Genomic DNA, 15448 nt, shown 5'->3' with positions numbered 1-15448 from the left:
TCGGCAGTTATTGCTCAAAGGTGGCGATGCCCAGTTCGCCTGCAGCCGTATGCTTGATCGCCCGGGGACCTTGAGCAGACTCAATGACCGTCTGCCCTTCCAGATCCTCTTCCCGGGTGTAAACGAGCAACCAGCGCTCGCCCTGCCCCGGAAATGCCGGCACCCAGGCCTCAAGGAAGCCACGGCGCCGCCAGTTTTCCGGGGTATAAGCCATGACCATATCGGTAACCACCCTCACCGGCCGGAATTCCCGGTCAAGAAAAGCCAGACTGGGTATAAAGGCCCCTTTGTGATCATAGGATCGGAGGCGCATCACAAAGCCTGACCGGAAGACACCGGAGGGCAACGCAATCAACTGAAAGGGTGACTCACCGGTGCTGAACACATGGCGGGGCGTATCGTCGTCAAACCCGACACCAAACTCAGTGCCTTCCTGCCATTCCTGGTAGCTTCTGCTGGATAGCGCCTCACAACAATAGGCCGAGAACTGCTGCAAGCCGCTGGGCGGTGCTTGCTCAATACCGAGAATGGCGAAGGCGTCAGGATCGTACCCCTCTACCGGCTCCATCGGGGCTGCAGATTCAGATGGCAGGTATACACTGGCAGGTGTCAGCTCCAGAGGCGCACCATCGGCGCTGGAATTGGAGCCACTGTCAAAGTTCGGCGTGTAGTAACTGACCCGCACGTTGCCTTCGGCATCGAGCCAGGTGAAATAGGGCTGGCGCTGTCCGGGCCTGATGAATCCCTTGCGCGCCAGGGCTTCGCCGTCCGGGTAATTTTCGGTGTTGTACTCGGCGTCGTCCAGGAGGTTGCCGGAACCGCCCGCCCCGGGATCACCCACGGAACTACTCGCTGGCCCGGACTGCGTATCCGGACCAGCCTTGTCTGACTCGGGAATCCGGGTATAGCGGACTCTGCCCTGCTCATCCACCCAGGTGAAATAGCCCTCCCGGTCTGATTGAGCGCCGGTACCACCGCCACCCACCTGACAGCCTGCCAACAACGTGGTGGCAAGCAGCCATAATGGCAAGCGGGCGAAGCGGGTCAGGGCCATCCGGGCATCTCCCCTGTCAGACTCAGAACTTGGTACGGAAACTCAGGCCCGCCATTACCACACGCAATGACGTTTTGATATCCAGGCCGGCATACGGGTTGTATATGATATTGGTGATGTTGTCACAGTTTACGTTACAACTGGTGTCGGCCGGAATGGTTTCGATGGAGTGCAGGTACGACAGGTTCATGTCGATTTCGGTATCTTTGTCCCACCGATACCCCATACCGACACTGTAGAGATTGGCACCACCAAACGGCGCCATGATCGAGCGCTGGTCATCGGGAATCACCGAATCACGAATCTCCACGCCAGCCCTCAGGTCGAGCCGTGACGAAACGTGCAGCTCAGCACCGAATGCCCAGTTCCACTGACTTTTGAAGCCCAAGGGTAACTTGAGGCTGTTCGGTGTGGCGTTATCGGGTGACAGAATTCTGGCCGCATTCAGGAACTCAAGGTCCCGGTCAAAGCGGAAGACCAGAGCATCCCACTGAGCAAAATCGGTCCAACCAATATCCGCATTCAACGTTAACATCGGGTGCACATCAACGCTGACACCGGTCTGAAAATGTTGAGGATACACAAGATCCATGGAAACGTTGCCCGCTTCCCGGGGCGCGCCCGACGGCAGGCTGAGAATCGCCGATGTAATGGCACCGAGGACAGAGCCGTTAACACTCTGCCAGAACCCTGACCAGTCATCGGTATACTGAATCTCGAACTGGCCTTTCAGGTTCATGTCCGCTTCAGAGGTATAGCTGGCACCCCAGCTGAACCAATCAGTCGGTTCCCACATCACACCCAGTGCGTAGGTCGGCGATATGGTTTCCTGCAGATTCAGGCTCATCGCACCGATATCATCGAAGGGCCCGACATTACCACCACACAGAGCCAACCAGGGCTGCAGTGGTTCATCACCGCTTTCGCAGTTGAAGGCATCCTGAAGCACTTCCGCCACGCCGATAAGCATGTTGGGGGCCCGCATGTACTGCTCTGCGGCAAAACCGAAATGGGACAGATGAATGCCCGCCCCGACAGACCACTCATCATTGATCTCATAGCCAACCGTTGGCGAGAGATAGGTGGTTCTCTGAAGCGTGGCAGCCTGGGGCTGATAGCGGCCCGGATCGCTCTTCTCGCGATAGAAACCGGCCGCCATCGGCAGATAAAACGCGTTGGCGAACGTCAGTTTTGAACCTGGCGGATTGATACTGATGCCCGCAGATGGCGCAACCGCTGGCCCGGGTGGCAGTCTCAGAATGCCGTAACCCGGCACATACAATGCCACGTTGTTGGTATGGCTGTGTGTGTTTGCCACCGGGTCACGCTGCTTACCGGTCAGCGGGTCTGTTTCAAGGCCTTTGATGCCAAAAATTTCGTACTCTTCATCGGCAATAAAGTCGGCATCAATATCCAGATAGATACTGAGCAGGTTTACTTCAAGCTGGCGACCATCCAGTTTGGTCAGGCCCGCCGGATTGTAGTGAATTGACATAAGCCCAGGGGGATCAGCGGTCACCGCGTTCCCCAGAGCCAGAGCTTTCGGGTGGAGCGTCAGGTTCTGCGTCAGCTGCGCCTGAGCCCCACAGGAAATGCCGGCAGCAATCATCGTCGCCAGAATGTACTGCTTGTAGCTAGGTTGTCCCATGAAATGCTTCCCCTTCCCTTAGAACGTCTGCAGCTCCAATCACTCTTTGAGGCCGGAGAAATTAATGGGCAGGGATACACCCAGGGAGAAGTCTGGCGCGTCTTCAGTCAGACCAATACCCAGGCTGGTGTTAACAATGGTCATGTCGCTGACACGGGTGCCCAGAGACATGCTCAGGAACCCGGTCATCTGGTCCTGGGCGGCGGCCTGGTCGCCGTTAGCGAATGTCAGAACGGTTTCATCGCTGTAGCTGACTTGAGCAGACACGCTGAGCGAAATGTCATAGGACAGCGAGTAGGCAAAACCGGCAGAACCCGAGACACCGAACCCCGGCTCCACTTCACTGAGCAAGCGACCACCTCGCACCTGCTCAAGACCATCTTCCTTGATGTTGTAGGTGCCACTGACCGAGCCAAACACAACAACCGGGTCCAGAACCTTGGACATACTGACACCGCCACCAATGGAGTAATAACCACTGCCGGTCGACAGCTGTTCCTTGATGTCGATCTCGTAGGGACTCACACCGGTTTTACTGTTCAGCGTACCGAAGAAGGTGGTCGACACTTTGCCAGGCACATAGGCAAATGGCTGCCAGCGACCGGTAAACGATATGTCCCCGAAATCGTAAACACTCAGCTCGTCTTCCGTGTCGTATTTGACGATCAGCGGAACCCGGGTACCCACGGTCAGGTTGTCCAGCAGCCCGTAATCGTAGGAAAAGGAATTGGTGAAGTTATGGGTTGCCGAGGGCACAACATCAAGGTTCCGCACCGAGCCATTGGAGATGGCCAGATCAAGCCGCTGATCACCCGTGTAGGAGTAATCAAACGAATAGTTCAGGGAGTGAGTGCCTTTCTTCTGCAGTGAGTAGTTTTTTTCCGCAGCCAGGAAAACTTCCTCCAACTGTTTGCTGGAATCTTCGTCTCCCTCCTGACGCGAAAGCGCTTCCCGCGCCTGATCCACGTTCCCATCCTGCGCCATGGTCATACTCGGAAGCAGACCGGCCGCGGAAACAAGGATAAAGCCTCGCACAAACCAACGATTCATCCTGACTCCCTACTCTTATTGATTTTATTCCTGTTCCGGGCAAATACCCGGAAATTAGTTACGACGGTAATGAAGCTGTTTGCGTGTATTTTCCACACTGCCGTCGGGATTATTTTTCTGTCGTTCCAGCAAGTTTTGAATCCGTCTTTCGGTGGACTCGTTAAATGCTGGAATCTGCTGCATAGCCAGCAAAGTCATGGTCTGGTCGTCTACAAAACGGAGGTCTTCCTCTTTCAGCTCGAGGTTATCGAGAGGCTTGTCGCTGCCAGGGAAAACGATAAACAGCACATTGTCGTCCCACTTTTCCTCAAACTGGGCCAACGTAAAAGAGATGTTACCAACGGCAGGATCCGCCAGGAAAACGCGCCCGTCCCGAATGGTTCGCAGCACGACAAAGTGCTTGAAACCGGCATGGTCGATTGGAACGATAGCGGGGTGATCCAGTTCCATGAGGTCGTCGATACCGGCACGGAATCCACCAGACGGATAGCCCAGAGCGGTCACCAACTTCTTCATATCCAGCATGGAAAAGGCACGACGCTGAACAATCCGCTCACTCTCACCGTAGTGAAGCAGGCCTTCCATAACCTGGCGCTCTGACAAGGTTCGGCCCAGATAATTGTTCAGTACGGTGGTTAACGCAGCACTCCCGCAACTGTAATCGTAGGCTTGGCGAACGATGTTCCGGAACTTCTGCTCTACTAACGGCTCGACCCGGATATCGGACCGATGCTCAACCGGACTGGAGTCTACTTTGTGCTCCAATACGATAGTGCTCCGATCAAACGGCTCGACCTCGGTGGCTTCCTGCACCATGGTGAAAGTGAGAATGGATCCGGCCAGCACCAGCAGCATTATGGAAAGTCCCTGTTTTTATTAGACGTGCAACTTAGCGGTTACATGTTGTTACCGTAAGATACCGAAATCGTAATCCGCTTAAAGATAACTGTGCCTCAAATCTGTCGCTGCAGGTGAGGCCTGCCAAGGCAGGAGTGAGAACTGGTTCATGAGCACGCCGTCAAACGGCGTCGACTCGGCACAACTTACAACGAGAAAACCAGCCCCACGAGACTGTAGGTAATGAGCGTGACCACTACAATCCCGATAAGGTTCAGTGCAAACCCGGCACGAATCATGTCACGAATCTGAACATGGCCGCTGGAAAAAACGATGGCATTCGGCGGTGTAGCCACCGGCATCATAAAGGCACAACTCGCAGCAATAGCCGCGGGCACTGTTAACAGGAGTGGCGACACCTCCTGCGACATTGCCAACGCACCAAGCAACGGCAGAAACGCCGCCGCTGTGGCGGTATTACTGGTCACTTCAGTCAGAAAAATAATAACCGTAGCCACCAGCGCGATCATCACCAGCGTGGGCAAGGCCCCCGCCACGCCCAGGCTCTGAGCGATCCAGTGTGCCAGGCCCGAACTGCTGATCACACCTGCCATGGCCAGCCCGCCACCAAACAAAAGCAGGACACCCCAGGGCAGTTTGTTGGCCGACTCCCAATCAAGCACAAACGTCCGCTCGGAGGTACTTACGGGAATAATGAACATGGCCAGGGCTGCCGCAATGGCAATTCCGGTATCGCTGAGCCAGGGCATCAGCCCGGCTGACAGTAATGGCCGGAATATCCAGGCTGCGGCTGTGACCGCAAACACCATCGCAACCAGCTTTTCACCGCGACTCATGGCACCCAGTTTTGCCAACTCATCCCGAATCATTTGGCCACTGTTGCCCGACACACCAATACCGAAGTCTTTCCGGGTCAGCCACCACCAGGTCAACACCAGCATCACGATGGTGACCGGCACCCCCAACAGCATCCACTGCGCAAACCCCACAGAAATACCCTGATTCTCACTCAGATAGGCCGCCAGCAGCGCATTGGGCGGCGTTCCGATCAGCGTAGCAATTCCGCCAATGCTGGCCGCATAGGCAATAGCCAACAACAAGGCCGTTGCAAAGCGACGAACGCCGTCCGGGTTGCCATTCCCCATCATGCCGACAACCGACAAACCGATGGGCAACATCATGATGGCGGTCGCCGTGTTGCTCACCCACATACTGAGGAAGGCAGTGGCTGCCATAAACCCGGCAATCTGACGCTTTGGCTGATCACCCACCGCCTTCAGTGTCAGCAGTGCAATCCGCCGATGGAGGTTCCACCTCTGCATGGCCAGGCCCAGGGTAAATCCGCCCAGAAACAGGAAAATGATCGGATTGGCGTAAGGTGCCGTCGCCTGCCCTATACTGCCCAGCCCAAGTGCCGGCACCAGAACAATCGGAAGCAAGGCCGTGGCGGGAATGGGGATCGCCTCGGTGGACCACCAGGTGGCCATCAGCAGCATTAACCCGAGGGCCGCCCACGCCTGGGCGCTCATACCCTCAGGCGCCGGTAACAACAGCGTGATGAAAAGAAATACAGCACCCAGCAACAGGCCGATCACCTGGACTTTCGGCAGCCCCTTGCGTTGCTGGTTTTCGGCCTGTTGCCCGGTCATCTCTTACCACTCGATTCAGGTTAATTTCTCTGCGCAATTTACACAAAGCGTAGTATAAGGCAACACCTGTAATCGCCTGGGGTCTATTTCGCCACCACAGCTTTCGCAGGCATCGCCAAGCCCCTCTTTCAAACGCTCAAGGGCATGGGCAACCTGGGCCAGCTCTGCCCGTGTCTCCAACTCCAGGGAGTCGACCACCTCGTCGTTCTGGGTCTGGTTTGCCTGCTCTTCAAAATCTTTGTCAAGAGCGCCGTCCTCCCTTCGCTGGTGCGCGGTATAGCGAGCCAGTCTGGTTTCCAGGTCTTCTTTCAGGGTTTCGAGTTCCGATATGCGGTTACCCATAGTGTTCTCCAGTAACAGATTGATGGCTTACACCCTAGATAATATGCTGTGCCGTGGATTGACGCCTGTCAAAATTGCGTCATCTACCCTGTGTTACGATGGTCAACCAAAATTCCCTCACAAAGGAGCTGTGAACCATGAATAATGACCTTCTTGAAAAAGCCACTCGCCTTAACGAAACCTTGTTCAGCCAGTTCAGTAAAGCGGCCGAAATGCAGATGGAAGCCCTGCGCCGTTATGCTGACGTCGCCATGGATCAGGCAAAAAAAGTCGCAGAAGTACGAGACCTCGAGGGGCTGAAATCCCTCACCGCAGACCAGGCAGAAACTCTGAAATCCCTGAGTGAACAATTCACCAGTGACTGGAAAGCGTGGCAGGACTACTTTAACGATACCCGCGACCAGGTTCAGAAAGTTTTCGAAGCCGAAGCGAAAGAGCCGGCAAAAGAAAAGCCTGCCAGCCCGAAATCTTCCAGCGGCAGCAAAACGGCCGCCTGACCTCCCCCAGCACAGGTCAAGGCCGGAGTGACAAGAGCACTCCGGCCATTTTCTATCAGGCAACAGGAGCGCCCGATGTTTGGCATGGACTTTGTCGGCAAGACTGCAGATCAGTTGGTAAAATCGTTCGAATCCCGTATCCGTGAGAGTCAGCAGCAGCTGGAAACGTGGCTGGGTGACACCGGATTGATCGACGACGCCAAACTGTCGACCCTCACCGAAATGTCCGATGCGTATCGGGGCATGGCGGAAGACCTTCTGCTTCACCCATTGCGATTTGCCAGCGCCGAGATCGACCTTGCCAAAAAACACCTGTCACTTGCCCGCTACTCACTTGCCAGCGTCACCGGCAAACAGACAAAACCGGTTGCCGAACCGGACCCGGATGACCGACGGTTTCTGGCAGACGACTGGCACAAACATTTGTCCTTTGACGTGCTGCAGCAGGCCTACCTGATCAATTCACGGGCCTTTCTTGACTGGGTGGAGAACATGGAGGGGCTGCCTGGCCCGAGCAGGGATCAAATGTTGTTCTATGCCCGTCAACTCACCAGTGCTCTGTCGCCGTCCAACTACCCGCTCACCAACCCCGAAGTATTGCGCATCACCTGGGAGCGCAAAGGCATGAATCTGGTTGACGGAGCCCGCAACCTGATTGAAGACGTGCGCCACAACCCGAATCTGTTCAACGTGGCCATGACCGACCGTTCGGCGTTTGAAGTCGGCCGCAATCTGGCCACAACACCGGGTAAAGTGGTGTATCAGAACGAACTGATGCAGCTGATTCAATACAACCCCAACACCGAAACGGTGGCACAACGGCCGCTCTTGGTTGTTCCGCCCTGGATCAACAAGTTTTACATTCTCGACCTCACCGAACGGAATTCGTTTATTCAATGGCTGGTCAATCAGGGCCAGACCGTGTTTGTCGTCTCCTGGCGGAACCCAGGCCCCGCACAGAAAGACACTCGCTGGGACGACTACGTCAAGCTTGGCCCACTGGCCGCCATCGAGGCGGTGCAACAGGCCACCAGTGAACAGCAGATGAACGCGATTGGGTACTGCATCGGTGGCACCCTGCTGGGTTCAACCATGGCCTGGCTGGAAAAAAAGAAGCTCACTCCGATTGTCAGTACTACCTATCTGACCACGCTGCTCGACTTTTCAGACCCCGGTGGCATTGGCGTCTTCATTAACGACCACTCCATTCGCGGCATAGAACGGGCCATGGAGCGAAAAGGCTACCTTGATGGCCGTGCCATGGCCTTCACCTTCAACCTGCTCAGGGAGAATGACCTGTTCTGGTCATACTGGACCAATAACTACCTGAAGGGGCTGAAACCGGCAGCCTTTGATTTGCTGTACTGGAACACCGACGGCACCAACTTACCATTCCGCATGCACAGCTATTACCTGCGCGAAATGTACCTGCATAATCGATTGGTTGAGCCCGATGCGCTGACTATTTGTGGCGAAACCATCAACCTGGCAGAAGTTCAGGTGCCGTCGTTCTTCCTCTCTGCCCGCCAGGACCACATCGCCAAGTGGAAAACGACCTACAAAGGCGCACAGGTTTATGGCGGTGATGTACGGTTTGTGCTCTCCGGCTCTGGTCATATTGCCGGCGTGATCAACCCGCCCTACAAGGAAAAGTACGGCTACTGGACCCATGACGGCATCCCGGAAAACCCGGACGACTGGTTCAACGGGGCGGAGCATCACAGTGGCTCCTGGTGGCCGCACTGGAAGGAATGGGTAAAGAACCACGAGGGACCCCAGGTACCCGCCCGCTTGCCTGGAGATGGCAAGCTCGAGATTATTGAGGACGCACCGGGTAGTTACGTGAAAATGAAAGCCGCAGACGCCGCTAAACAGTAGCCAGGCACTCTCATTAACTGATGTATATCAAACGCCGCGCAAACTGCGCGGCATATCCACTTTAGTCCCATTGTTGCCAGGCGCCCTCCGGCGGACACTACGCGATTACTCAAGCCTTTCCTACAACACTAACGGGTTGATAATCCACTAACGGAGGCCATACCAGAATGACTTTCAGGACTACCCTGCTCTCGGCATGTCTGCTTTTTTTCGGTTGCACGTCCTTATCCGCCGAAACCCTGAAAATAGGTCTGAACTATCCCGAAACCGGTCGCTACAAGCACCAGGGGTTACAGCAACGGCTGGGAGCTTTTCTCGCGGTTGAAGAAATTAACCAGGCGGGCGGCGTACTGGGCCAACCACTGGAACTGGTTATTCGAAATACCCGGGGAGAGCCTGAGCGGGGTGCCAAAAACACCGCCCAACTGATCGACCGGGACGGTGTGCAAATGGTGTTCGGTGGCGTGTCGAGCGCAGTAGCCATTGCCTCAGGCAAGGCCTCCAGAGAAAGAGACCGCATCTACTTCGGCACCCTGACCTACTCCAATGCCACAACCGGCAGTGAAGCACACCGCCACATGTTCCGCGAACCCTACAACGCGTGGATGACCGCCAAGGCCCTCGGCCAATACCTGCAACAACATCACGCCAATGACGACTATTACTACATCACCGCCGATTACACCTGGGGCTGGTCCGTTGAAGAGTCCGTTCGCCAGTTCTCCAACACCCAGGACACAGCGCGCCATCCGGGCGTAAAAACGCCGTTCCCGCGGGCCTTGATCACGGACTTTCGCAAGGCTCTTGAGCAAGCTGCCGAATCGGATGCCAAGGTTCTGATGCTGGTGCTGTTCGGCGACGACATGGTGCGTGCACTCAATGTCGCTTATGAAATGGGGCTGACAAAACGCATGCAGGTGGTTGTTCCCAACCTGACCCTCGGAATGGCACGGCAAGTTGGCCCAACTATGATGGAGGGTGTTGTCGGAGCTGCCCCATGGGTGTGGAATCTACCCTACGAAAACGATTATTCACGCGGAAAAGACTTCGTTGAGGCATTTTCGTCTCGTTATGAGATGCGGCCCTCTTCCTCTGCAGCCTCTGCCTACAGTATTGTGTACCAGTACAAGGATGCCGTTGAAAGAGCCGGCACCACAAAGACAGAAAACGTGATCCGCGCACTGGAAGGCCACACATACAGCTTCCTGAAAGACGAACAGCACTGGCGTGAACTGGACCACCAGAACGTACAGTCGGTTTACGTGGTAAAAATCAAACCCCGGGCTGCTATCGTGGCCGATGAATATGCCTCGGATTACTTCGAGATCATCGACGCCATGTCGGGAGAACAGGCAGCCCAGACCAAAGAAGAGTGGGAGGAACGTCGCCGCCAGGCAGGCAAACCACTCCGGCTCTGATACAAGGAGTTAGTCAGCAGTGGTTGAAGATCAGATCAAAAGCAATACAAATACCTCCCCGCTCGGCGGGTTCCCCGACCACTGTGACCTTCTGGTCATTGGTGGCGGCGTTAACGGCACCGGCATAGCCATGGACGCCGCCGGGCGGGGCCTCAGCGTTGTTCTGTGTGAAATGAACGATCTGGCTTCGGCCACCTCGTCCAGTAGCAGCAAACTGATCCACGGTGGCCTGCGTTATCTGGAGCACTATGAGTTCCGACTGGTGCGGGAGGCCCTCGCCGAACGGGAAGCACTGCTGGCAAACGCTCCCCACATCATGTGGCCAATGCGCTTCCGGCTGCCGCATCAGCCCCACCTGCGGCCAGCCTGGATGATCCGCACAGGCCTGTTTCTGTACGATCACCTGGCGAAACGGGAGCTGCTTCCCGGCTCACGAACCATCAGCTTTGGTGCAGACTCCCCTCTGAAGCCTGAAATCACCAAAGGTTTCGAATATTCAGACGGCTGGGTAGACGACGCCCGGTTGGTGGTTCTCTCGGCCGCCAAAGCCCGAGACAAGGGTGCCACCATCCTCACCCGCACCCGCTGCATTCGCGCAAAACGGGAAGACGGCCATTGGCTGGCCACCCTGGAAGACACCCTGCACGGCCACCGCCACAGCCTGAAAGCCAACGTTATTGTGAATGCAACGGGGCCGTGGGTCAGCAGACTGTTTGGCGAAAGTCTTGGTATCAAAGCACCCAAACAGATCCGCATGGTTAAGGGCAGCCATATTGTGGTGCCCAGGCTTAACCAGAGCACTGAGGCTTATATCCTGCAGAATGAAGACCAGCGGATTGTGTTTGTCATCCCCTACGAGGACAACTTTTCACTGATCGGAACCACCGATGTGGACTATGAAGGGAATCCCTCGGAAGCCTGTATCTCGCCCGCTGAAACCGAGTACCTGCTTGATATTGTAAACCAATACTTTCGCAGACAGCTGACAGCAGACGATGTCGCCTGGAGTTATTCCGGGGTTCGCCCACTGATGGACGAAGAGGGCGGCACAGCGCAGTCCGCTTCACGAGACTATTCCTACGAAGTAAACGATGACAACGGCCAGCCACCCCTGGTTTCAGTTTTTGGGGGCAAAATCACCACCTACCGAAAATTGGCAGAAGCAGTGACCGACCAGGTCTGCAAATATTTCCCGGGCGCCGGCCGGTCCTGGACACGCAAGGCACTATTGCCAGGAGGGGATTTCCAGTCCCAGGAAGCTCTGGCACTGAAACTTGCTGAAGAATTCCCCTGGCTGCACCAGCCGGTTATTCACCGCTTCGTGCGCAGTTACGGCACCGAAAGCTATAACATCCTCCGTGATGCAAACCGGCAGGAAGATATGGGCCACTGGTACACCGACACGCTGAGCCAAAAGGAAGTGGATTATCTGATTTTCAACGAATGGGCACTGACGCCCGACGACATCCTGTGGCGCAGAACCAAGCAAGGCCTGTATATCACGGAAGAACAAAAACGCATGCTCGGTGCTTATATCTGTGAGACATCACCGCGCTTTTCCTCTGAATGCGCTGGCCCGGCCCTGTCACAGTAGTTGGCTGACCCGCGCCTGTAGCCGGGGCAAAACCTCGTTCTCAAACCAGGGGTTTCGCCTCAGCCACAGGTTATTCCGGGGGCTGGGATGCGGCATTGGGAGAAGCCTGGGCCAATATTCCCGCCAGGCCTGCACGTTATCCGTCACCAGGCGCCTGTTATCCGGCAGGTGCCAAGCCTGGGCATACTGGCCAATCACCAGGGTCAGTTCAACATGCCGGAGCCTTGCCAGCAATGCCTCCCGCCAGGTGTCCGCGCATTCCGGGAGCGGCGGCAAATCACCGGATTTCCCGGTACCGGGAAAGCAAAACCCCATGGGTAGAATCGCCACGCGGCTTTCATCGTAAAAAGCGTCACGCCCTATACCCATCCACTGCCGGAGCCTGTCACCACTGGGGTCATTGAACGGCACACCGGTTTCATGCACCTTCCTGCCCGGCGCCTGCCCGACAATCAGGATGCGCGACGATTCCGACAACTGAACCACCGGGCGAGGCTCATGGGGTAGTTTTTGACGGCACAGTGTGCAGGCGCGCACGCGAGACACCAGTTGAACAAAACCAAGACTCGCCAACTCATCCTTATGCGATTCCACGATCAGGCCTCCGGAAGTTCGAGTGCCGACGCCGCACCGTACAATCCAGTACAGGGATCGGTCACCACCCACACCGGAGTCTGAGCCAGCAACGGCGTCATCCTGCCCTTGTTTTCGAATTCTTCCCTGAAGCCACTGCCAAGAAAAAACGGGAGCATTGCCGGCACCATGCCCCCGCTCAGATACACGCCGCCGTAGGCGCCCAGTGTCAACACAGCATTGCCCGCCACCCTGCCGAGGATGGTGCAAAAGCGCTGCAGGGTCTCAACGGCCAGGGTGTCAACTCCGGCCAAGGCCGCAGCGGAGATGTCCTCAGCAAGACTCAGAGTAGCCGGCCTGCCTCTGACGACTGCCAGCTCACGGTAAAGATTCACCAGGCCCGGTCCGCACAGAAGCCGCTCTACCGACACCCGGCCAAACTGCGCCCGCAACCGGCCAAGAATGCTCGCCTCGGTTTCATCCCCCGGAGCAAAGTCGACATGCCCCCCTTCCGTGGCCAATGGCAACCAGCCCTGATGTGAGGGCACCAGCGCCGAAACCCCTAACCCTGTGCCAGGCCCCAGGATCAGTTTAGGGCGACGTTTGTCCGGCGCCCCGCCACCGAGGCGAATGAGCGTTGCTTCGGGCACCTGAAGGACACCCAGCGCCATGGCGATATAGTCGTTTACCAGCAGGAACTGCTGCCAGCCAAAACGCCGCTGGATAGAAGGACGATCAAACACCCAGTGGTTATTGGTCATCGACACCGTATCACCGGCCACGGGCGCGGCCACCGCAAAACAAGCCGCCAGCACTTCCGGCCCGTTAGCCCGCCCCATAAAATCCGCTATCGCCGCTTCTGGCCCGGAATAATCAGCACAGCGCAGCACCTGAATACACTCAAGCCCTCCGCCTGCTTGTTTTGCTAATGCAAAGCGCGCATGCGTTCCACCGATGTCGCCAACCAGAATACAGGTGTTGGCTGTCACCCCTCATGCCCCCAGAACACACTGGCGCCCTGCTCAGGGTTACCCGCATCTCGGCGCATCCAGCCGAATAATTCGCGGCCGTAGCCCTGATGCTGGCCCGCCAGGTCTTTTTTCGCACACACTCTCGACGCCAGGGTCGCGTCATCCAGTTGTACGCTCAGCTGCGACCCGTCGGCATCAATGCGAATCACATCACCGTTCTGCACCCTTGCCAGTGGCCCTCCCTCCAGAGCTTCAGGATAGACATGGATGGCCGCCGGAACCTTGCCCGAAGCGCCAGACATTCTGCCGTCCGTCACCAACCCCACCCGAAAGCCGCGATCCTGAAGTACCCCCAGGTAAGGCGTGAGTTTGTGCAACTCCGGCATGCCATTGGCTTTCGGGCCCTGAAAGCGCACCACAACCACGCAGTCACGATCCAGATCACCTGCTTCAAAGGCGGCTTTTAATTCGTTCTGGTCATCAAACACCACAGCGGGGGCTTCCACACAATGGTGCTCCGGTGCCACCGCCGATACTTTAATCACGCCCCGGCCGAGATTTCCCTCAAGCACCTTCAGGCCACCATCCGGGGCAAACGGTCGGGCAACGCTACTCAGTACATCGGGCCGAAGACTGTCACGGGACGCTGCCTGCCATTCCAGACCCTCGCCGCCAAGCGCTGGCATTCGGGTGTACTGGTCAAGGCCTGGCCCCATCACCGTCTGAACGTCCTCATGCAGATAGCCGGCATTCAGCAACTCCTGAATCAAAAACGGCGTGCCGCCCGCCTCATGAAACGCATTGATATCTTCCTGGCCGTTGGGGTAAATGCGGGTTAAGGAGGGCACAGCCGACGACAACTCGGCGTAGTCATTCCAGTCGATGAGGATGCCGGCTGCCCTGGCGATGGCTATCCAGTGGATGGTGTGATTAGTGGAACCCCCGGTGACCAGCAGCGCCACGAGCGCGTTCACGATTGCCTTTTCATCCACCATATCCGCCAGCCCGAGCTTGCCGCCCTGAGGTCGGGAGAGGCGTATTACCTGTTCGGTGGCAGAGCGCGTCAGAGCGTCCCGCAACGGGGTATCCGGGTGGATAAACGCTGCACCGGGCAGGTGCAGGCCCATGAATTCCACCAGCATCTGGTTACTGTTGGCCGTACCGTAGAAGGTGCAGGTACCGGGGCTATGGTAAGACGCGCTTTCGGCTTCCAGAAGTTCATCACGGCCAATCTTGCCTTCGGCATAGAGCTGTCGAACCCGCTGTTTTTCTTTGTTGGGAAGCCCTGAGGGCATAGGGCCCGCCGGTATCAGTATCGTTGGTAAATGCCCGAAACTCAGCGCGCCAATCAACAACCCTGGCACAATTTTGTCACAGATACCCAGTAAGGTAATCGCATCAAACATGTTGTGACTGAGTGCCACCGCCGTGCTCATTGCTATGGTGTCCCGGGAAAAGAGACTGAGCTCCATGCCCGGCTGCCCCTGGGTAACGCCGTCACACATGGCGGGAGTGCCGCCGGCGAACTGGGCCACTGAGCCCATACCATGCGCCGCCTCCCGGATAATATCCGGAAACCGATGGTAGGGCTGATGGGCCGACAACATATCGTTATAAGCGGAGACAATGGCCACATTGGCCCGGTTCATCAGCTTGAGGGCATCCTTGTCACCGGGCTGGCAAGCGGCAAACCCATGGGCCAGATTACCGCAGGACAGGGTGCCCCGATGGGGATCCTGGTCTCTGAGCGCGTACATTCTGGCCAGGTAGCCCTGGCGCGTAGCCCGGCTTCGCTCGATAATCCGGTTGGTCACCTTCAAAATCACAGGCTGCATGGCGCTCTCCCACGTTAATGGACACACTACGTAAGTGTACTTCCTTAGAGACTGTCATTCCGGTTCAATCAACCATACTCA

The 15448-nt window shown here is 56.7% G+C and carries 13 protein-coding genes; 4 read left to right on the top strand and 9 right to left on the bottom strand.

The window, feature by feature from the left end:
• Positions 1-7 precede the first annotated feature (7 nt).
• From QPL95_RS01855 to QPL95_RS01830, 6 genes are all read right to left on the bottom strand, one after another.
• Positions 8-1054 (bottom strand): MalM family protein, encoded by a 1047-nt coding sequence (locus tag QPL95_RS01855; RefSeq protein ID WP_303289307.1) that lies wholly within the window; start codon positions 1052-1054, stop codon positions 8-10.
• Between the two features lie 22 nt (positions 1055-1076).
• A complete protein-coding gene (locus QPL95_RS01850; RefSeq protein WP_303289306.1) occupies positions 1077-2702 on the bottom strand; it encodes an OmpP1/FadL family transporter in 1626 nt (541 codons plus the stop codon).
• Between the two features lie 39 nt (positions 2703-2741).
• On the bottom strand, positions 2742-3752 hold the full coding sequence (locus QPL95_RS01845; RefSeq protein ID WP_303289305.1) for a transporter: 1011 nt from the start codon (positions 3750-3752) through the stop codon (positions 2742-2744).
• Between the two features lie 54 nt (positions 3753-3806).
• A complete protein-coding gene (locus QPL95_RS01840) occupies positions 3807-4607 on the bottom strand; it encodes a C39 family peptidase (protein ID WP_303289304.1) in 801 nt (266 codons plus the stop codon).
• 188 nt (positions 4608-4795) lie between these two features.
• Positions 4796-6259, bottom strand: a complete 1464-nt coding sequence (locus QPL95_RS01835) for a DASS family sodium-coupled anion symporter (RefSeq protein ID WP_303289303.1) — start codon at positions 6257-6259, stop codon at positions 4796-4798.
• Positions 6260-6274: 15 nt separating this feature from the next.
• Positions 6275-6601, bottom strand: coding sequence for a TraR/DksA family transcriptional regulator (locus tag QPL95_RS01830; protein ID WP_303289302.1), 327 nt, complete (start codon positions 6599-6601; stop codon positions 6275-6277).
• Positions 6602-6738: 137 nt separating this feature from the next.
• On the opposite strand from QPL95_RS01830, the gene QPL95_RS01825 reads away from it, so the two are divergent.
• The 4 genes from QPL95_RS01825 to glpD all read left to right on the top strand — a co-directional run bounded on the left by QPL95_RS01825 (position 6739) and on the right by glpD (position 11988).
• Positions 6739-7098 carry a phasin family protein gene (locus QPL95_RS01825; protein ID WP_303289301.1) on the top strand — a complete coding sequence of 120 codons (360 nt, stop codon included), beginning with the start codon at positions 6739-6741 and terminating at the stop codon, positions 7096-7098.
• Between the two features lie 75 nt (positions 7099-7173).
• Positions 7174-8976, top strand: coding sequence for an alpha/beta hydrolase (gene phaC / locus QPL95_RS01820; RefSeq protein ID WP_303289300.1), 1803 nt, complete (start codon positions 7174-7176; stop codon positions 8974-8976).
• A 167-nt stretch (positions 8977-9143) separates the two neighbouring features.
• The gene (locus tag QPL95_RS01815; protein WP_303289299.1) at positions 9144-10394 is read left to right on the top strand and encodes an ABC transporter substrate-binding protein; all 1251 of its coding nucleotides are present in this window, start codon (positions 9144-9146) and stop codon (positions 10392-10394) included.
• Between the two features lie 34 nt (positions 10395-10428).
• A complete protein-coding gene (glpD, locus tag QPL95_RS01810; RefSeq protein WP_303289718.1) occupies positions 10429-11988 on the top strand; it encodes a glycerol-3-phosphate dehydrogenase in 1560 nt (519 codons plus the stop codon).
• Here glpD and QPL95_RS01805 read toward each other — a convergent pair.
• Genes QPL95_RS01805 through edd form a run of 3 tightly spaced genes read right to left on the bottom strand, consistent with a single transcriptional unit; the run spans position 11980 to position 15367 of the window.
• Positions 11980-12582: a uracil-DNA glycosylase family protein gene (locus QPL95_RS01805; protein ID WP_303289298.1), complete on the bottom strand. Its 603-nt coding sequence runs from the start codon at positions 12580-12582 to the stop codon at positions 11980-11982. The genes glpD and QPL95_RS01805 overlap by 9 nt on opposite strands.
• 2 nt (positions 12583-12584) lie before the next feature.
• The gene (gene glk, locus QPL95_RS01800) at positions 12585-13550 is read right to left on the bottom strand and encodes a glucokinase (protein WP_303289297.1); all 966 of its coding nucleotides are present in this window, start codon (positions 13548-13550) and stop codon (positions 12585-12587) included.
• The gene (gene edd, locus QPL95_RS01795; RefSeq protein WP_303289296.1) at positions 13547-15367 is read right to left on the bottom strand and encodes a phosphogluconate dehydratase; all 1821 of its coding nucleotides are present in this window, start codon (positions 15365-15367) and stop codon (positions 13547-13549) included. The genes glk and edd overlap by 4 nt, the downstream gene beginning before the upstream one ends.
• Between the last annotated feature and the right edge of the window lie 81 nt (positions 15368-15448).

It is taken from the genome of Marinobacter sp. SS5-14b, from assembly GCF_030541005.1.
Lineage (GTDB): Bacteria > Pseudomonadota > Gammaproteobacteria > Pseudomonadales > Oleiphilaceae > Marinobacter.
This window is presented reverse-complemented; position numbering and strand designations above follow the sequence as displayed.